15 protein-coding genes are annotated in these 18,655 nt (G+C 42.1%); 9 read left to right on the plus strand and 6 right to left on the minus strand.

The annotated features are described in order from the left end of the window. Nucleotides 1-17 precede the first annotated feature (17 nt). Nucleotides 18-473 carry a MarR family winged helix-turn-helix transcriptional regulator gene (locus GO493_RS08420; protein WP_157305704.1) on the minus strand — a complete coding sequence of 152 codons (456 nt, stop codon included), beginning with the start codon at nucleotides 471-473 and terminating at the stop codon, nucleotides 18-20. Nucleotides 474-749: 276 nt separating this feature from the next. On the opposite strand from GO493_RS08420, the gene GO493_RS08425 reads away from it, so the two are divergent. Continuing rightward, a complete protein-coding gene (locus tag GO493_RS08425; protein ID WP_157305705.1) occupies nucleotides 750-1,694 on the plus strand; it encodes a pentapeptide repeat-containing protein in 945 nt (314 codons plus the stop codon). Between the two features lie 110 nt (nucleotides 1,695-1,804). Then, nucleotides 1,805-2,773, plus strand: a complete 969-nt coding sequence (locus GO493_RS08430; RefSeq protein ID WP_157305706.1) for a hypothetical protein — start codon at nucleotides 1,805-1,807, stop codon at nucleotides 2,771-2,773. A gap of 67 nt (nucleotides 2,774-2,840) precedes the next feature. Here GO493_RS08430 and GO493_RS08435 read toward each other — a convergent pair whose 3' ends face one another. The 3 genes from GO493_RS08435 to GO493_RS08445 all read right to left on the minus strand — a co-directional run bounded on the left by GO493_RS08435 (nucleotide 2,841) and on the right by GO493_RS08445 (nucleotide 5,574). Then, nucleotides 2,841-3,260 carry a hypothetical protein gene (locus GO493_RS08435; RefSeq protein ID WP_157305707.1) on the minus strand — a complete coding sequence of 140 codons (420 nt, stop codon included), beginning with the start codon at nucleotides 3,258-3,260 and terminating at the stop codon, nucleotides 2,841-2,843. A gap of 162 nt (nucleotides 3,261-3,422) precedes the next feature. Next, on the minus strand, nucleotides 3,423-3,719 hold the full coding sequence (locus tag GO493_RS08440) for a hypothetical protein (RefSeq protein WP_157305708.1): 297 nt from the start codon (nucleotides 3,717-3,719) through the stop codon (nucleotides 3,423-3,425). Between the two features lie 343 nt (nucleotides 3,720-4,062). Beyond that, on the minus strand, nucleotides 4,063-5,574 hold the full coding sequence (locus GO493_RS08445) for an alpha-L-fucosidase (RefSeq protein WP_157305709.1): 1,512 nt from the start codon (nucleotides 5,572-5,574) through the stop codon (nucleotides 4,063-4,065). Between the two features lie 497 nt (nucleotides 5,575-6,071). Between GO493_RS08445 and GO493_RS08450 the strand changes: the two genes are divergently transcribed. The 3 genes from GO493_RS08450 to GO493_RS08460 all read left to right on the plus strand — a co-directional run bounded on the left by GO493_RS08450 (nucleotide 6,072) and on the right by GO493_RS08460 (nucleotide 9,273). Next, complete coding sequence (locus GO493_RS08450; RefSeq protein WP_157305710.1) at nucleotides 6,072-7,898, plus strand: T9SS type A sorting domain-containing protein; 1,827 nt, start codon at nucleotides 6,072-6,074, stop codon at nucleotides 7,896-7,898. A 120-nt stretch (nucleotides 7,899-8,018) separates the two neighbouring features. Continuing rightward, entirely contained in the window at nucleotides 8,019-8,573 is a 555-nt protein-coding gene (locus tag GO493_RS08455) for a Crp/Fnr family transcriptional regulator (protein ID WP_157305711.1), read from the plus strand. Nucleotides 8,574-8,622: 49 nt separating this feature from the next. Next, the gene (locus GO493_RS08460) at nucleotides 8,623-9,273 is read left to right on the plus strand and encodes an NAD(P)H-dependent oxidoreductase (protein ID WP_232538794.1); all 651 of its coding nucleotides are present in this window, start codon (nucleotides 8,623-8,625) and stop codon (nucleotides 9,271-9,273) included. A gap of 76 nt (nucleotides 9,274-9,349) precedes the next feature. On the opposite strand, the gene GO493_RS08465 is transcribed toward GO493_RS08460, so the two are convergent. Both GO493_RS08465 and GO493_RS08470 read right to left on the minus strand, forming a co-directional pair. Further along, entirely contained in the window at nucleotides 9,350-10,072 is a 723-nt protein-coding gene (locus GO493_RS08465) for a LytR/AlgR family response regulator transcription factor (RefSeq protein ID WP_157305712.1), read from the minus strand. A 38-nt stretch (nucleotides 10,073-10,110) separates the two neighbouring features. After that, entirely contained in the window at nucleotides 10,111-11,118 is a 1,008-nt protein-coding gene (locus GO493_RS08470; RefSeq protein ID WP_157305713.1) for a sensor histidine kinase, read from the minus strand. A gap of 246 nt (nucleotides 11,119-11,364) precedes the next feature. Here GO493_RS08470 and GO493_RS08475 point away from each other — a divergent pair, with 246 nt between their 5' ends. The 4 genes from GO493_RS08475 (at nucleotide 11,365) to GO493_RS08490 (ending at nucleotide 18,613) form a co-directional block, all read left to right on the plus strand. Next, nucleotides 11,365-13,737 (plus strand): TonB-dependent receptor, encoded by a 2,373-nt coding sequence (locus tag GO493_RS08475; RefSeq protein WP_157305714.1) that lies wholly within the window; start codon nucleotides 11,365-11,367, stop codon nucleotides 13,735-13,737. Nucleotides 13,738-13,753: 16 nt separating this feature from the next. Beyond that, nucleotides 13,754-14,575: a DUF4249 domain-containing protein gene (locus tag GO493_RS08480; RefSeq protein ID WP_157305715.1), complete on the plus strand. Its 822-nt coding sequence runs from the start codon at nucleotides 13,754-13,756 to the stop codon at nucleotides 14,573-14,575. A 436-nt stretch (nucleotides 14,576-15,011) separates the two neighbouring features. Continuing rightward, nucleotides 15,012-15,902, plus strand: a complete 891-nt coding sequence (locus tag GO493_RS08485; RefSeq protein ID WP_157305716.1) for a winged helix-turn-helix domain-containing protein — start codon at nucleotides 15,012-15,014, stop codon at nucleotides 15,900-15,902. Between the two features lie 245 nt (nucleotides 15,903-16,147). Beyond that, nucleotides 16,148-18,613 carry an ABC transporter permease gene (locus GO493_RS08490; RefSeq protein WP_157305717.1) on the plus strand — a complete coding sequence of 822 codons (2,466 nt, stop codon included), beginning with the start codon at nucleotides 16,148-16,150 and terminating at the stop codon, nucleotides 18,611-18,613. The last annotated feature ends 42 nt before the right edge of the window (nucleotides 18,614-18,655 follow it).

Consider the following 18,655-nt stretch of genomic DNA (forward strand, 5'->3'; position numbering starts at 1 on the left):
TTTGCTTTCTTTTAGGGTTATTTATTGTTGAGTTTATTGGTTGTTTCATTCATTATTTCAATGGCTTTCGAGAAATAGGTTTCAATGACTTTGATCTCCTTGTTGGAAAAGGAGGCGAGCAATTCCTGTGATTTGCTCCGGAATTCTTTATAAAGCGGTGCGAAAAGCGCCATTATACTTTCAGTGTTGGGTTTAATGATCACTTTCCGTCTATCGTCTTCAGCAAATTGTCTTTTTACCAGCCCTTTCTTTTCAAACCTGTCTATCAGGCCTGTAACTGCACCTGTTGTCAGACCTGTTAAATTTGAAAGCTCGCCTGCCGTCATTTCTCCTTTTTGTATTAAAAATCCTAAGTATTTATGGTCTGTTCCCGGAAGGCCTGCCTGGCGGGCAATGGTTTCGTGCATCTGAATAGATGTGTAAGCATACTGCTGGCTCAGCTTTCTTATCCGGGTGAGTACTTCGCTTTCCATTTTATGTCTTATTGAGTAAATATCTTAGTTGCTAAGATAATATTAATTATCCGGAATCTTCAAATAATTTGGGAAGACAGGGGGCTGTGCAGCAGCGGGAACGAAGGAGCAATGTTGAATAGAAAGTGTTTGATTTTCAATACATACAACTGCAGGTTGTTAAAAAGCAACCATAAGTAGTGTGATTGCAACTAACAGGAGTGGCATTTTTGCTGATTGTAGAAATGACCGGAATAACTTTGCTGTATCGAAAAAAATAAAACAAAAACAGTACATATGGATACTAAGATCCTTGGCGGCAAAATTGCCAAAGCACGAAAAGAAAAAAATATGTCTCAGGCGCAGCTTGCCCAACTCTTATTTATTAGTCCGCAGGCAATTGGAAAATGGGAGCGGGGAGAGTCTATCCCGGATATTGTTACTTTTAACCGGCTCGCGGAGATTTTGGGTGTTGACCTCAACTATTTTTCAGAAAATTTTCAATCTGCAGACGTTGAAACCGTTTTTAAGATGGCGATTGAAGGTGCTGGCGACAATGAGCAAACGGAGCAGGAAGTGGAGAACTTCTCCCGTTCGTCAGAACAGCAGTTATTGACAAACTTTAGCGGGAGTAACCTGTCTGAGAGTGACTTCGCGGGTGTTACGGCACATAAAACGAAATTTAAAGGGAGTGCATTGCGGGGTTCCAATTTTGCCGGTGCGGACCTGACTGGCAGCTTGTTTAGTGGCAGCGATGTGCGGGAAGCTAATTTCGATGGAGCGAACCTGACAGATTGTACCCTGTCTGCCAGTGACCTTTCAGATGCAAGTTTCAATAAGAGCATTCTTGTCCGCACTGAATTCAGCAAGTCCGGACTTACCGGTGCAAAATTCACCGGTATAGAACTGAGCGACACAAAGCTGACCATGACCGATCTTAGAAAAACGATCTTTGAAGATTGCATCTTTGACGGAGTGGACTTTACGTATTCCGATTTGCGGGGAGTATGTCTTGACGGTCAGACGTTCATTGGTGTCAAGTTTCATAATACTGCGCTGAATGAGGCTTCGTTTAAAGGTGCGACGCTCAGAAATGTGTCGTTCCGTTCGCCGTATGCCCTGACCAATAAATATTATCGTGCTATTCAGACCATCTCGTTTGACAATGCGATAATGGATAAACTGACCTATGCAGCGCTCAAAGGCGTAGGGGCCGATCTGTCAAAAGTTACAGTTAAATAAGATCCTACAACTTGTAGACGTCTTGTAGATGCTACTGTAGTAGAGGTGTAGTTGCATGAAAATAGGCAAAACGGTACAGGCTATATATTTTTGGGATCTAAACGCAGAGAATGATGATTAAACAATTAGCCGGTACGTTGTTATTATTGATGGCTGTTACTTATACTCTTAAGGCTCAGTCCTCAGCTTCATTACTATTTGTATATGACGACTATTCAGGTAAAAGAACAGGGCTTACTTATTGGAAGAACGGGGAAATAATCCAGCTGACAGATGGTAAGACAGGGGCAGGAGCGTCCGCAATTGCTGTATCCGGCAACGACGAGTATATTGCCGGGTATCAGGACAATGCTGAAGGAGAGTCCGTTGCTGCTTACTGGAAAAATAAGCAGGCTATTACGCTGACAGATGGGAAAACATATGCAAAAGCAACTGGCATTAGTATATCCGGTTCAAATGTGCATGTGATTGGAAATAATGGCAGCCAGGCTGTATACTGGAAAAACAGAATAGCTACTCCGTTGGGGGAAGACACTAAATTAACTGCCATTGCTGTTAGCGGAAATGATGTTTATATAGCCGGTTACCAGGCCAATGAGGAAGGGATATATGTGGCCACCTGCTGGAAGAACGGGGCGGCAAAAGCGTTGACCGATGGTAAAAAGAGTGCAGAAGCAAATGCTATTGCCATCTCCGGCAATGATGTTTATGTGGCGGGATTTACTACTGATGCAGAAGGAAAGGAAATCGCTATGTACTGGAAGAATGGAGAGCCTGTTATCCTTCCGGACGGCTGCAGGGCAGGTGCTATTGCTGTATCAGGCAAGGATGTATATGTAGCGGGGATTGACAGGAACCAGGAAGGAGCAAATATTGTTGTTTGCTGGAAGAATGGGAAAGTTATCCGGCTGACCAGTGGGAAAGAAGCGGCGGGAGCCGGGGTAAAGGCCATTGCAGTAGCAGGGAATGACGTTTATGTGGCTGGTTATCTTGATGGCATGGCTACATACTGGAAAAATGAGAAGCCCGTAGGCCTGACTGATATAACAGGAGGAATAACCGGGATGGCGGTCAGATAGTGGTTTATAATAATAAAGAACCGCATAGCGACTTAGCTATGCGGTTCACCCGGGCAGACATTAAGTGTTATTCCCAGCCGCAGTATACCATGCAATTCGCAAGTACTTTGGCTATATCTTCAAAAGATACACCTTGGGAGATTGCATATTCAACGGTCAGATCTAATCCTGGGTAGTTTCGCATTGCTTCTCCACCTACCATGAAAGCCGTTTGATAAGGATACCCCAGGCCTTGTAAATTGTCCAGCGTCAAATAACCCCAACATTCTGCAATTTCAGATTGCATACTGCCTTCCGGCGAAATTAACCGCTTATAAGAAGCTGCGGTACGAAAAGGGATAACAAAAAGATTGCTTGCTACTATACGTTTTACCTGTTTGCTTAAAGCAGTTCCGGCAGAATGGTTGCCGGCTGACAGAGGAGATGTACTCATTAAACTAAAGCAGATAAAAAGGGCAAAGGTAGTTTTGAAAAAATGAGGGAACATAATGAGGGTTTTAAAGGTAAATAATGGGATACTGCTAAATATAAGCTTTTATTTGCATTTTTTCAAAGTGATAAAGGGGCTGAATCCTGAACATATACTATTAAAATTAAAAACCGCATAGCGTGTTATACTATGCGGCTCAAATTATGTAAAAACTGTATTTTAATCATTTTCCAGGTCCTCATCATCTAAATCGGAGTCATCGGGTTCATCTGTGAATATCATGCGTTCGATGTATAGTGTTCCGATGAACTTCTTGTATTTTTCCCGCATCAGGTGAAATATTTCAGCAGGAGCTTTGTCCTTCTGGTAGTAAAATTCAAATGTCTGCTCCGAGATACCCAACTCACCCGCAATAGCTACATCGGTCAGGGTTACACCAGCGTCATGCGCCCGCTCCTTTAATCTGTCGATAGTGGCAGGAAATACCTCACGTACGTTCTCTTTTTTATTTCTCATAAGTACTAGTTTGCATTATACTCCGGATATAGTGGTGGTCAGCGTTCTGATATGGTCCTGAACCGGGAGCCCCGGTTTGGGTCGCAAAATTAGTAAAAACTGTAAGAATGTCGTCAATATTTTCAGATGGAGCGCCGGACAAATGCAGGCGGTCCATTGAATATTTTGTTTTTTAATATATACGAGTAAATTTGGAGATAACTACTTCAGGTTTGGACATCCGCAATATGTTTTCATGTTCCAACTTATATTGAATACCGCTGTGAAATAACAAAGGTCTTCACTGTGAAAGTGAAGACCTTTGTACTAATTCCTGTCTCTGAATAATTATCCGGAGATTTTCTTAATCGCCAAGTTCTACTTTAAAGCCCAATACTTTCCAGGCAGGTAAATTTGCTGGCTTTTTAATCACAAGCGCATCCGCTTCCTGTTGCCATTGTATCTTGTCTGTACTGCCCAAAAGGTTTACTGACATGATTTTCCGGGTATTTACAGCTGAGGACTTGCCCAGTGATTTGATGCGAATAGCCCCGGTAGGGGTGTCAAGTAAAAAGGCATATAACTTTTTGCCGTTGCTGGTAAAGCGGATATCGTTTGCGGTGTATTTTATCCTGTCTTCATTGAAATTGCCTGCTTTAACTGCCGCTGTATTTTCGGGCCGTTCTCCAAATATCTTCCATGGGCGGGAGCCATATATGCCTTCGCCGTTGGCGGCAGTCCATTTACCTATCTCGTCAAGTGTAGTAAGGATATCCGGCTCTATATTTCCCTCTGGTGTTTGTACAATATTGATCAGCAGGTTTCCATTTTTGCTGACAATATCCACCAGCATTTGTATAATATCAGTGGCGCTTTTATAGGTCTGGCCAGTGCGGTAGTACCAATCGCCAATAGATGTATCGGTCTGCCAGGGAAAGGGGCTGATTGAATCCTGTACGCCGCGTTCCAGGTCTTGTACCCACATACCTTCTGAAGGTTGCTTACAGTTATACACAGCGGTCATCTGCCCTTTGTTGTAGGCGATATTCCCATTATAAAAATTAGCTAACATAGCCCTGCCAACATCATCATACGGAAACTGGCTATCCGAGTAGAGCAGGTCAGGATGATAAGTATCTACCAGTTCCCTGATGTATTTATACCATTCCTGTGCCCAGGTGCGGTCTTTACTCAACCATCCATTATCATCAGGGCTGGCCCTGGTGTGGTACAGGTCTGCATATTGTGAGTCATTGCCATCATAAGGCACACCTTTGTACTGGCCGGCGGTATCAGCTTTATGGGCTGGCTGGTACCAGGTATAGCTTGCTCCTAAATGTTCAGACACTCCAAATTTTAAACCATGCTTTTTGGCAGCTGCCTGCCAAAGGCCTACCACATCTTTATGAGGGCCCATTTTCACGGCGTTCCACCGGTGAAGCGAAGAATTCCACAAAAAGAAATTATCGTGATGGGTACCCATGCTGACAAAATACTTTGCGCCTGCCTTTTTATACAGCGCCATCAGCTTTTCGGGGTCCCATTTTTCTGCCTTCCATAGCGGAATAATATCCTTGTATCCAAATCTGGAGGGATGTCCATAATGCGCAACATGATATTTGTATTGTTCACTGCCCTCGATATACATATTCCGGGCATACCAATCACCCTGACGGGGTACAGCCTGCGGTCCCCAATGGGCCCAGATCCCAAATTTGGCGTCTCTGAACCAGGTGGGGTATTGATATTGTTTAAAAGAAGGATCTGATGGTTTAAATGGGCCGGCAGCGATGGGTAGCTCTTGCCCATACAGCATCACAGAGCTGGCTGACAGGATCAGGCCCAGTGCAAAGGTCTTTAGAATTTTACTTCTCATTTTAATAAGGTGTTTAAGCAATATTGATAGATCTACTTTAGTTCAATAAATTCAGGTTCGGATGGCTGTTCGTACCTATATATAATTGCTGAGAATAAGTCCTGAAGCTGATTAACGACAGGAGTACAGGAGTCGTGACGAGATTTGTTATCCTTAATATTTTCATATTGTTTTTCTACGTGAATTTGATGCTGTCTATGTTGGAAGAATGACAAATTTATATTCCAACCTTATCTCTATCGTTGTATTAAATAGACTTTGTTTTATCTAAATCCGACTTTTTGCGGATGGGAGAGGAGAGAAGTGAAGATAACTCCGGGAGGCTAAAAAAGCAGTGGTATTTCAGCATCCGTTCCTGAAAGATTATTACCAAAAGTGATAAAAAAGCGTAAACCGGGCAGTTGACTGCATGTTGATTACAGCCCTGTCTGCTTATCTTCAATGATATTCTGTCGACTTTTTATGATAACCCTTTTGTTAACTTAAAACTATCCCCCATGAACAAACACTTATACCTGATTATTATTGCCTGGCTTATTGGTTTGAGCACTACCCAGGCACAAAATGCGGACCAGTTGTACTACAACACTTTCGCATTGAAATTCCACTACAAAGCAGCAAGTTTCGTTGTAGACACGCCAGCAGTAGCTTCTGCCCCGCAGGCCTTCCTGTTATGGAGCGCCAATGTGTACCAGGATTCCACGAAAAGTTCTTTATCGCTCGATCAGTTTGACGCCAACGGTAACTTCATCTCCGAGCATGTGGTGCCACAACCCGGCAAACTGTTGCCTTCCCTGCTGCCAAAGAAGATCTTCCGCATGAAAAGCGGTAAGGGGTACTACCTGTTAGGCTACGTGATCCAGTCTCCAAATCTCATCAATGGTATCCCTGTGTACTCCACGCCCGTACTCATCCGCCTGGATCAGCTGTTAAACGCTGTCTGGGTACAGAAGCTACACTTTTCCGCGGTTAGTACTGCCAATGCCAACACGCTTATTGAGTACAATGATCTCATTGAAGCGGTTAATGGAGACGTGATCATTGCAGGCCGCTACAGCCCCGTGCCGGCAGGTCAGCAGATCAACGTACTGGCAACCCGCCTCACCAGCGCCGGCGTCATTGTATGGAACTATCACTACTCCACCAGTTTTACCTGTAACGCCAATGCGCTGGCCCTGACAGAAGCCACAGACAACAACATTATCCTGACTGGCTATGTAGAGCTGTGTACCAGCGGCTTTAGCGGCCCGCGCCAGGCGCTCTTCCTCCGTCTTCAGCCTACCGGGATTCCCGTTACCGGTTTCGCTTATCTTGGCGCTACTACTGAATCTGCCGGCACCAAGATCGTGAAACGTACTAACATTGCCGGCAACGATGCCTTCTTCATCTCCGGTTTTGCTGACGTTACAGCCGCTACCGGCGCAGCTAACAGACAGGTACTGATAATGGATGTAAGAGAAAGCGGCGCCATCACAGGCTCCTTCCATGTTGGCGATGCCGGTACGGAAGAATCCAACGACCTCGTTATCCGCGACCTGGGTAACGAAAGCTACTTACTCTATCTCACCGGCTTCACCACCAGCTACTACACTGCCGTGAGCAAAGAGGTCTTCTTCCTGCAACTGCGCTACGTGCCTGGTTCCCTGGGGCTCGTAGAGTTCAGCACCTTCCCGCAGACGGCCAGCTACACCGAAAGGTATGGCCTTGAAATAAAAGCAGCCGGCAAAGACAAATTCGCAATACTGGCCAATGCGAACTACATCATCAGCAGCGCCGGCAATACCAGCACTTTTACCAACGTGCTTCTCCGCGATCTGAGCAGCACCAGTCAGCAGTGTATCAAATTACACCAGCCGCCGGTAAGCATCATCAACCTCAGTCCTAAACAACTTACGGTATCACCAATAGCTCTCTCTTTCAAACCTTACGCAGAGAAATATACCCTGTTCCAGAAAGTATATCCCAAACTGCTCTGTGGTCAGTTTATCGTAAACGCATACGATGCACTCAACAGCGGTGTGATAGAACAACGGGTGGCCGCGCCATCCATAACACTCAGCAAAGTGACGCCGGTAACCAAACAGGAAACAGTGAGCATCTATCCTAACCCCGCCAGCAACTACGTCTTTATCGAATACAACAAACCTATCACTTCCAAAGTGAGGGCGAAAGTGTTTGGGGCCGATATGCGCTTGCTGAGAACTATTGAAATCAATGACAACAACAGGAAAACATTGTCGCTCGATGGCCTCCCATCCGGCTTGTATTTTATACAGGTGGGTGATAATAATAAAAACGAAACCTTCAGGATAATAAAAAATTAAGGATCACCTGATCACAGTAAAAGAGGGCGCCTTTAAGGTGCCTTCTTTTTTATGCTGCAAAACAGGAATTAAGCCTATTTAGTATATTTGTTTAAGGAGATGCTTTTACATAATACTTAAATGAATAAAGGAACCATAGCTGCAGCCAGTGATTGGAATAAATTCAATCACCTCTTTAAACGCCAGGAAATACCTGCCAAAACAATACTTTTACGGGAAGGAGAAATCTCAAAAAATGCCTATCTCATAGAAAAGGGCTGCTTACGGACGTGGTTTAATAATGATGGGGTCGAGATAACCACGCAGTTCTTCTTTGAAGGGGAAGGTGTTTCCGCTATTGAAAGTTTCAGAACAAATGAGCCCAGCTTCTACAGCATTGAAAGCATAGAGCCTTGTATTGTAAAGGCTCTTTCCAGAAAAGATTTTGAATTTGTCCTGGATAACTCTCCGAATATAAAACTGGAGCAGGAGAGACATCTCTTAAACAGATTTGTGTACTGTCAAAAGCTCTTGCTTTCACATATTAAAGATAGCCCTCAAAAACGTTATGAACAGATACTCCAGGAGCGTCCTGATATTATAATGCGTATTCCCCAGCATTATATTGCTTCGTACCTGGGAATAACAAAAGTTCATCTTAGCCGTATAAAAAGTAAACTGGCGGGAAAGGGATAGCATGAATGCAAAAGCATCTTTTGATCCACAAAGCATAATTTGATAACAAATGTTATCGTCAGGCCCCATCGGGTGGATTAGTTTTGCTTCAAAAAGAAAAATGAGAGTGGTAATCGTATTTAACCATCCCTATGAGGGAAGCTATGCAAACGCGATTTTAGAGGCGGTAACAAAAGGACTTAAAACTGCAAGTCACGAAGTAGACCTTATACATCTGGATAATGACGGTTTTAACCCGGTTATGTCTAAGGCAGACCTTAAAGGCTTTGTAGAGCACAAAGCTATTGACCCACAGGTGATAGACTATAATAAGCGCCTGAAGAAAGCTGACCACCTGATTTTTATATTTCCTATCTGGTGGGACTTAATGCCTGCAGCTACCAAAGGATTTATTGACAGGGTACTTACTCCCGGGGTTGCTTATGATCATCATCCAAGAGGCTTCGGATTGGTACCTCTTCTGGAAAACTTAAAGGGGGTGACCATTATCACCACGATGAATAAACCGAAAATAATGTATTCCTTACTTATTGGAAATCTAATCCGGAAAGCAATGCTAAGAAGTGTTTTTAAAACAATGGGATATAAGAATCTTAGCTGGATCAGCTTTAATCGTGTTAAATCGGTCAGCCAGAAAAGGAGGGTAAAATGGTTGTCAGATCTGGAATGCAGATTTGCGAAAATGAGCCAGAAAAAATAAAGGTGGCCCTTAGTGGAGTTTACTGACATTCCGGGCTTATGATTACAGCATCAGATGAAGGTTGGAAATACGTAAATTACTTACCTACGATCTTTTTTGTTACAAATTCTTTGAAAAAGAAATCCCTATAAATACTTCCGATAGGGATTTCGTTTGTACCGATATACACGGTGTTATTATCCACAGAGCCAATATGCTTAACATTGATGATATAGGATTTGCTTACTCTCACAAACATATCTTTTGGTAATTGATCATAGATAGTTTTAATATTCATCGCTGTAATTACTTTCTGATTTTCGCTGTGCATTACAACATAATCTTTTAAACCTTGAATAAAAAGTATGTTATTGAAATAGACTTTAAAGATTCTTCGATCTGCTTTCACAAAGAAAAAATCGTCTGCTATCTGTTCGATATTGATATTAGCGTAGTCCGCCTTAAATAATCTGGAGTAGGTGTGGGCTTTTTCAACAGCCTTTTGAAAACGCTCTGATTTTACTGGTTTTATCAGGTAGTCAATCGCATCTACTTCGTAGCTGTCGGTAGCAAATTCAGAATAGGCGGTTGTAAAGATCACAAAGGTTTCTTTTGGAATGGTCCGGGCAAATTCAATCCCGTTAATTCCAGGCATTTGTATGTCGAGAAATATTAATTCAACTGTATTGTTTTCTATGAAATTTTTAGCGGTTTCGGGGCTGTTGAACGAACCGATCAAATCTAAATCATCAGTTTGGTTAATCAACATCTCTATGGCTTCTCTTGCCAATGGTTCATCATCTATAATAATGCAGTTCATAATTTTATACCCTTTACTATATAACTAAATCAATGCGGTCATAGCTTTATGGTTAAGCTTACGCAATACTTTTCTGAGTCATCTTCAATGCTTAAACTATGTGTTGACGGGAACAAAAGTTCCAGTCTTCGTTTGACATTTATCAACCCCAATCCGCCTGTATTATTAACGGATTTAAGCGTAGGTTTGGAATTGATACATTTAAAGAAAAGTTCATCGTTTCTAACGTCGAAATACAGGTTTACATAAGACGACCTTGTTGCATCATTGTTGTGCTTGACAGCATTCTCCACAAACGAAATGAGCAGCAAAGGGGGGATTTGCACACCGCTCAGATCTCCTTCTTTTGATATCAGGAAATCAAAACTATCCCGCCTTACCTTTTCCAAATTTAAAAAATCTTCCAGGAAATGAATGTCCGAAGTCAACAACACCTTATCCCTTGCGCTGTCATAAAGCTGGTAGCGAAGTAAATCGCTCAGCTTCATCAGAACCTGTGAGGCTTTATCAGGGTCTTTCTTTGTCAGGACATTGGCATTATTTAGCATATTAAACAAAAAATGCGGATTGATCTGGTTTTTCAACTGTTCCAGTTCTGCATAAGTTTTCGACTGTTCCAGCTCGTAGATCAATAGCTTGTCCGTCATTCCCTTCTGAAACAGTTTTATGGAAGATGAAGCCGCTAACAGCAACACGGTAAGAAAGGAAAACAGTGGGATATTCAGCTCAGTTTCCTTATTAAAAGGATTGAAAAAATTACCACAAATAGCCACTATAATAAGAATGCAGATCACAGATAAACAATATGCAATATTTCTATTCCTGAACAAAAGCTTTGGCACCAGCACATACATGTTTACATAGAATAATGTAATAAAATATACAAATACCGCTATGGGGTTGGCAATTACGGAAGTACTGTTATACAACACAGTACCTATAAAAACAATGAGCAGCAGATGCCGGAATATTCTGCGTCCAGGCGAAATCAGGAAACGAAAAAGTACGTTTTCACTAATAAGCTTCTGATGGGTAAAATCATTCATTTATGAAATTGTATAGAACAAACTTAACATTTAAAGCTATGTTCTGATCTGCTTTTATACGAAAGTGTATGCTTTTTATACGAAAGCATGAAGTATTATAAAAACGCGTAAAATGAGAAATATATTTTGTAGTACCCCGGCATGCTTTGCTATAAAAGATACCGCATTTGGTATAATTAGAAAAAGACGGTTATCCAAACGAATAGTTTTGTGTTCAAGTTACAATTGTTAAATCGATTTTAGAAGATGCGATACAAGATCATTTATACACTGTTATTTATAACCATTTCATTCAGGGCTTATTCACAGGAGAAAGTCGCATTGAGTGGAGTAATTACCATGAAAGCAAACACAGAAACAATAATCGGTGCAAGCATTTTTATTCCTGAAGCAAAAGTTTCAGCTGTTACCAATGCGTATGGCTTTTATTCCATCACCCTGCCTAAAGGAGAATATACGATCGTTATCAGTTGTATAGGATTTGAGAGTATTGAAGAGCATATCTTTCTGACAGGAAATACCAGGAAAGATTTTTCCATGCTTGAGAAAAGCAGAACTTTAGATGAAGTAGTGATAAAATATAGTGGTTCAGCAAGCAACATCCGAAAACCGGAAATGAGTGTGAATAAACTCACTATCTCTACCATCAGAAAAATGCCGGCTGTTATGGGAGAGGTTGATATTTTGAAAGCTATTCTGCAACTTCCGGGAGTTTCCAATGCACAGGAAGGAGGAACAGGCTTTAACGTCAGGGGTGGTTCTGTTGACGGCAATCTGATATTGTTAGATGAAGCCGTTGTCTACAATACTTCGCATCTGTTCGGCTTTCTGTCCGTTTTTAATGCCGATGTGATTAAAGATCTGAAATTGTATAAAGGTGGAATACCTGCCAGTTTCGGGGGGCGCACTTCCTCTGTTTTGGATATTTATCAGAAGGAAGGGAACAACAAAGAATATCATATAACGGGTGGAATTGGGGTGGTTTCCAGCAGGTTATTGGCAGAAGGCCCAATTGTGAAAGATAAAAGTTCGTTCGTGGTTGCTGGTCGTTCTTCTTATGCTCATTTATTTCTGAAACTGGCTGGCAACGACAATTCTGTTTCTTTTTATGATTTGAATACTAAACTGAATTATAAGATCAATGACAATAACAGGCTTTTCCTTTCAGGATATTTCGGCAGGGATAATATGGATTTCAGCAATTTTTTCAGCAACAATTATTCGAACTCATTCTTTAATCTTCGTTGGAACCATATCTTTTCGGAGAAATTTTTTTCCAATGCATCGATCATTTACAGTAAGTACAATTATGGCCTGAAGATAAAATATGCTGGCATTGATTGGGCATCGGACATCCGTAATTATAATCTTAAGTACAATTTTAGTCATCATCTGTCTGATAAGCTGGTGTTGAATTATGGCGTCAATTCCATCTATTATCAATTCAATCCGGGCACAATAAAACCTGTGGATACTACATCGCCTGTCAATGCCGACCAGATTGAAAGAAAATACGCCTGGGAGAATGCATTGTATATCAGTGCTGAGCAAAAGCTCACGGATAGAGTATCATTGAATTATGGACTACGATACAGCAATTTCCAACGGTTGGGGGAACAGAATGTAAATAATTATACCAATAATCAGGCAGTGATTTTCAATCCCGAATTACAAATTTATGAGGAAGGGACACCTACGGGTACAACGCATTACAATAAAAACGAAAAGATCATTGATTTTGGAAATTTAGAGCCTCGTCTGGCGGTTTCTTATGCCATAAATGACGACCAGTCCATTAAGGCAAGTTATAACCGGATGAGCCAGTATATCCATTTAATTTCCAATACAGCTTCCGTCTCTCCACTCGATATCTGGGCACCGAGCGACCAATATTTGAAACCCGAAATTCTTGACCAGGTGGCATTGGGCTATTTCAGAAATTTCAGCAAAGGAAAATATTCTGTGGAAACAGAAGCTTTTTACAAGAAAATTAAAAATAAAGCAGATTACATTGATGGCGCCGAATTGGTTGCCCACAAAGCCATAGAACAGGTATTACTAAACGGGGAGGCAAGGGCTTACGGACTTGAGTTGATGCTGAAGAAAAATACGCAGAAACTGACAGGCTGGCTTTCTTACACACTTTCTAAAGCAGAACAGCGTACACCGGGAAGAAATGCTGAAGAACCTGGCATTAACAATGGCGAATGGTATCGTGCCAATTATGATAAAACGCATAACTTTTCACTTACAGCCGCCTATCAACTGACAAAAAAATGGAATTTTGGCGGCATTTTTACCTACCAGACAGGCAAAGCTGCAACCTATCCCATCGGCAAATATCAATATCAGGGAATTACGATTGCGAATTACGGAGAGCGGAATGTTAGTTCGCTTCCGGCTTATCATCATTTGGATTTATCGGCAACCTACACGCCAAAGCCTGACAGCAAAAAAAGGTGGAAAAGTGAATGGGTATTCAGTATTTACAATGTTTACAACCGAAGCAACGCCGCATCTATTATGTTCGAGCAAAACAGGGAAACAGGGATGAGCGAAGCAAAGAGAATATCGATTTTCGGTATCATTCCGGGTGTGGCATATAACTTCAGATTTTAATTCTAATAACATAAAAATGAAAAATATACTTAAATACCTGGTTGTTTCTTCCTGCTTTTTTCTTCTGTCCTGCACAAAGGTAGTGGAAGTGGATGTAGAAACAGCAGAACCGAAATTAGTAATTGATGCATCGATTGATTGGGTAAAGGGTACGGCAGGCAATGAGCAGAAAATCAGGCTTTCTACCACAACCGGATATTACAGTACAATATTCCCATCAGTTTCAGGAGCGGATATAGTTATAACAAATTCAGCAAATACTGTTTTTAGTTTTATAGAGAATCCCGGTACGGGAGAATATATCTGCTCCGATTTCCATCCGGTTATCGGGGAAACTTATACATTGAAAGTAGTTTTAAATGAGGAGATTTATACTGCGACCGAAACCTGTATAGGTGTGCCGGATATTGAAAATAATATCAGACAGAATAATTCCGGTGGGTTTGGAGGTGATGAAGTGGAAATTACTTACTACTACCAGGATAATGGCAATGAAGAAAATTACTATCTGCACCGTATTCTATCACCTGTATCAACGTTCCCGGATTATAAAGCCAAAGATGACGAGAACAGCCAGGGCAACTTAATGCAGGAATATTTTTCTGACGAAAAGCTGAAGACCGGAGATATGATAAGCATCAGTCTGTATGGAATTTCCCGGAGATATTATGATTATTTCAGAAAATTGTTAACCGCGTCCGGGGCTGGTACTGGCCCGTTTCAAACAGCACCAGGTATGGTGAGAGGAAATATCGTCAATCAGACTCATTTCGCAAACTTTGCTTATGGCTATTTCAGATTATCGGAGGTGACCGTAAAAGATTATACGATAAAGTAACCAATTAACCGCTATCCACTATCTGAAGTAATATAACAATCACTTTTCACAGCCGAACCCAATAATGCCGCTTTTACCTTCATAAACAGACATCACCTGATTATTGGCCAGTCCCTCCCGCTCCCGGGTGGTAAAGTGTTGAAAGGATGTCCCGCTGTAATAATAAACACCTGAATCTCTGGTTTTGTCTACGGGAGGTATGAAAAAAAGACATTAAGAATAAAACGAATGCGTGTATAATTTATAATTTATATTTAATATTGGTAATAGCTGAGCGCCTGGAATACCGGTTAATGCAGCTTATTTCATTTTTTAGTAAGCACCGGGCATTCTTTTAAAGCATATCAAAGTTGATCCAGTGAAATTACTTTGATATCTTCAGTGCGCGGAGAATCTGAACTGTAAATTGTAAATTTGTAAATAAGGGCCTGACACTATGCATCTTCGTCAACATCTTCTCTCCGGAAAACGCAAATATCTGTTGGGATTGATACTCTTCTCGTTTATCTCTGTAATTTGTGTGGCTTTCAGTATAGAAGGCAGTGACGACTTTGACATTGCCAGAAGAGAAGTTTTACTCCGCAGGATCGGACATGAAGTGCTTTTACAGTCGGGCGACAGTACGTCAAGGGTGCTTCCGGTAAAAAAGATCGGAGAGAATGAATACCAGATCAGTTTTGGGATTGATCTTACGTTTCAACCGGACTCCCTGGTGAATACTACCCGCCGTTTATTAGCCCGGGACCCGCTGGCGCATAATTATGTTGTTAACGTTCTGAATTGTAGCAACGCCAGTATAGCCTATGGATTTGCTGTATCTGAAAATAGAAAAGATGATATTATAACATGCAAAAGAAGAGTGCAACCCAGAGGATGTTATATGGTCAACATTAAATTCAAACCGACAGGAATAAATACAGCAAAGAATAGAATTCTTCTGGGCAGCCTGGCATTTTTTGCATTTGCGGGTTTTATTTTTTTGAGGTCCATTAAGCCGGAGAGGACTTTACCCAAGGACGGTCTGGATACTGGTATGATTACTTTGGGCTCAGTTTTGTTTGATGCGAAGAATCGAAAGCTCATAATCAATGAAAAGACGATAGACTTAACCGGTACTGAAACCCGGGTACTGCACATTTTTGCGTTGTCTCCCAACGAGACTATTGATAGAAGCCGGCTGCAAAAGGAGATATGGGAAGATGAAGGTGTTATTGTGGGGCGTAGCCTGGATATGTTCATATCAAAACTCAGGAAAAAACTGGAACCTGACCCGGATATCAACATTGTTGTTGTACGCGGGAAAGGATATAAGCTTGAAATTAAATAAGAAGAGAGTGCTTAGGTACAAAACCCGAATCCCTGGAAATATCCGGGACGTATTTTAAGGAGGATAGTCTTAACAGAGAAGTTTGAGGTCAAATTTTATATATGATTCACTATTGTAACGTAAACGTACAGTCTTCTGTTCGTTTGCGAACAGGAAGCCACGGGGAACGTTTCTTAACTTGTTGAAAATAAATTTGTTGACAGATTGGGCGTATTTTTGACAGTGTACGAAGATAACCTGCAGTTATGATCGCCAATCACCTGAAAATTGCCCTGAAGCATTTTAAACGGCACAAGCTGTTTACGCTGATCAATATCATCGGCTTATCTATAGGTATCAGCGCGTCGCTGATCATCTTCCTGATTGTAAACCACGATTTCAGCTTTGACCGTTTTCACCCTGATCAGAAGCGGATCTACCGTGTGGTTACGAATTATGATTTTTCCGGCGAAAAGGTGTATAATATGGGGGTAAGCGCCCCATTGCCCCAGGCTATCCGGCAGGAAGTGACCGGTGTTGAAAAGGTGGCTCCCTTTATTACCCTATACGATATGGATGTGAAGGTGCCTACCGGAGGCACTGCAAAGACATTTAAACGGCAGCAGCAGATTATTCTTGCCGAAAACAATTATTTTGATGTATTCAGATACAAATGGCTTGCAGGATCGGTTAAGGGCGCTTTAACCCAACCCAATGCGGTTGTGGTTACTTCAGATAAGGCCACGCAATATTTTCCCGGGCTTTCTTACGCTGATATAATAGGTAGGACGCTCATATATGACGATTCCATCAATTTACAGGTTACCGGTGTAGTAGCTCCATTTAGAGAAAATACAGATTTGAAGTTCAGTGATTTTATTTCCCTGAGCACGCTTACCATTACGAAAAAGATAAGCGACAACCTTGGATTTGAACTTACCAACTGGGGTGGTACTTCGTCAGCATCGCAGTGTTATGTAAAACTTTCGACAGGTGCAGATCCTGCGGTAGTTGAAAGGGCTATTACGGCGATAGCTTTAAAATATAATCCACCCAAGCCGGACGACGTGGGCAGTACGCGTAAATTCGGGTTGCAGCCCCTGAGTGACGTTCACTTTAATGCCCTATACGGAAACTACCAGGGAAACCATATAGCTAACAGGAAAACGCTCTATAGCCTGCTGACTATCGCAGCGTTCCTGCTTATTCTCGGCTGTATCAATTTTATCAATCTCAGTACCGCCCAATCGTCACAACGGGCCAAAGAGATAGGTATCCGTAAAACAATAGGGAGCACCCGGGGCCAACTGGTTGGACAATTACTGACAGAAACGTTCCTGGTTACATTGATCGCAGTTGGCATTTCAGTTAGTCTGGCTCCCAGCCTGCTAAAGATATTTTCTGACTTCATCGCTCCGGAGATACACTTTAACCCGCTTCAACAGCCCGAAATCCTGCTTTTTCTTATTGCGCTGATAGCGGTAGTGAGTCTTTTAGCCGGATTTTATCCATCCATGGTATTATCTGCATTTAAGCCTGTAACTATACTGAAGAACCATACTGAAAACGGCAACACGCGGAACATGTGGCTGCGCAAATCGCTCACTGTAAGCCAGTTCGTCATTGCCCAGTTCTTTATCATCGCCACGATTATGGTCAGCAAGCAAACCCGCTATGTCCTCAACAGGGACCTTGGGTTTAAGAAAGATGCTATTGTGTTCATGAATACTCCCTGGAAAAACAATACAGAAAGTAAGAAACAGGTGCTTGCCGATAAGCTTCGTCAAATACCGCAGATCAGCATGATCAGCCGCGGAGGAGTACCGCCTTCATCATACCAAACCAGTTCAACAGATGCCGAGTTTTACGATGGCAGGCAAAACATCAAGCTGCAACTTTATCTGAAATTTGCGGACGAGGATTATATCAGTTTGTACGGCATAAAATTGTTAGCAGGACGTAATATTAGAAAATCAGATTCTTCCGCCTTTGTAATAAACCAAACCTATAGCAGGCTGCTGGGTTTTAAAAATCCCACAGATGCACTCGGAAAATACATAGAGAAATTTAATGGTGATAAGCGCATGCAGATTGTAGGCGTAGTGGCTGATTTCAGGCAGGAATCATTGCATAATGCAGTCAAGCCGATGGCAATCATGATATCCAACGAAGCCTGGAATAGCAGCGTGTTCCATATTGCCTTGCGGCCGCAAACACCGGGGGGAGAAGAATGGAAAACTGCCATTTCCGCAATTAGCAAGGCATGGAAAGAGATTTATCCCGATGATGAATTCAATTACAATTTCTACGACGAGAGCATCGCCCGGTTTTATGAGAGTGAACAGCGTAGCTCCCGCTTGCTCGCATGGGCATCGGGTTTGTCTATCCTGATCAGTTGCCTGGGCCTGTTAGGGCTGGCCATCTACTCTACCAGCCTACGTACCAAGGAGGTGGGAGTGCGAAAGGTGCTTGGCGCCACAGTAATGCAGATCGTAACGCTGCTTTCAATGGAAATGATTAACCTGGTACTGCTATCGTTTATTATTGTAACTCCCGTTGCATGGTGGGCTATGAATAGTTGGATGCAAAGCTTTGCAGACCGTACATCTATTAGCTGGTGGATCTTTGTGCTAAGTGGCATGGGGATGCTGTTTACTGCTTTGCTTACATTAAGCTCTCAAACAATCCGGATAGCGCTTAATAACCCCATTAAGAGCCTGCGGTCTGAGTAGGTATTTAGCTGTAAAGAAATAAATACCACTCTTCCACTAGTC

Origin of the sequence: Chitinophaga tropicalis, from assembly GCF_009758205.1 — a bacterium.
In the GTDB taxonomy this organism is placed as follows: Bacteria; Bacteroidota; Bacteroidia; order Chitinophagales; family Chitinophagaceae; genus Chitinophaga; species Chitinophaga tropicalis.

What these genes read in the sequence shown, in the direction of transcription:
- GO493_RS08420 (WP_157305704.1), bottom strand. Translation starts at nt 473, where the DNA reads ATGGAAAGCGAAGTACTCACCCGGATAAGAAAGCTGAGCCAGCAGTAT.
- GO493_RS08425 (WP_157305705.1), top strand. Translation starts at nt 750, where the DNA reads ATGGATACTAAGATCCTTGGCGGCAAAATTGCCAAAGCACGAAAAGAA.
- GO493_RS08430 (WP_157305706.1), top strand. Translation starts at nt 1,805, where the DNA reads ATGATGATTAAACAATTAGCCGGTACGTTGTTATTATTGATGGCTGTT.
- GO493_RS08435 (WP_157305707.1), bottom strand. Translation starts at nt 3,260, where the DNA reads ATGTTCCCTCATTTTTTCAAAACTACCTTTGCCCTTTTTATCTGCTTT.
- GO493_RS08440 (WP_157305708.1), bottom strand. Translation starts at nt 3,719, where the DNA reads ATGAGAAATAAAAAAGAGAACGTACGTGAGGTATTTCCTGCCACTATC.
- GO493_RS08445 (WP_157305709.1), bottom strand. Translation starts at nt 5,574, where the DNA reads ATGAGAAGTAAAATTCTAAAGACCTTTGCACTGGGCCTGATCCTGTCA.
- GO493_RS08450 (WP_157305710.1), top strand. Translation starts at nt 6,072, where the DNA reads ATGAACAAACACTTATACCTGATTATTATTGCCTGGCTTATTGGTTTG.
- GO493_RS08455 (WP_157305711.1), top strand. Translation starts at nt 8,019, where the DNA reads ATGAATAAAGGAACCATAGCTGCAGCCAGTGATTGGAATAAATTCAAT.
- GO493_RS08460 (WP_232538794.1), top strand. Translation starts at nt 8,623, where the DNA reads ATGTTATCGTCAGGCCCCATCGGGTGGATTAGTTTTGCTTCAAAAAGA.
- GO493_RS08465 (WP_157305712.1), bottom strand. Translation starts at nt 10,072, where the DNA reads ATGAACTGCATTATTATAGATGATGAACCATTGGCAAGAGAAGCCATA.
- GO493_RS08470 (WP_157305713.1), bottom strand. Translation starts at nt 11,118, where the DNA reads ATGAATGATTTTACCCATCAGAAGCTTATTAGTGAAAACGTACTTTTT.
- GO493_RS08475 (WP_157305714.1), top strand. Translation starts at nt 11,365, where the DNA reads ATGCGATACAAGATCATTTATACACTGTTATTTATAACCATTTCATTC.
- GO493_RS08480 (WP_157305715.1), top strand. Translation starts at nt 13,754, where the DNA reads ATGAAAAATATACTTAAATACCTGGTTGTTTCTTCCTGCTTTTTTCTT.
- GO493_RS08485 (WP_157305716.1), top strand. Translation starts at nt 15,012, where the DNA reads ATGCATCTTCGTCAACATCTTCTCTCCGGAAAACGCAAATATCTGTTG.
- GO493_RS08490 (WP_157305717.1), top strand. Translation starts at nt 16,148, where the DNA reads ATGATCGCCAATCACCTGAAAATTGCCCTGAAGCATTTTAAACGGCAC.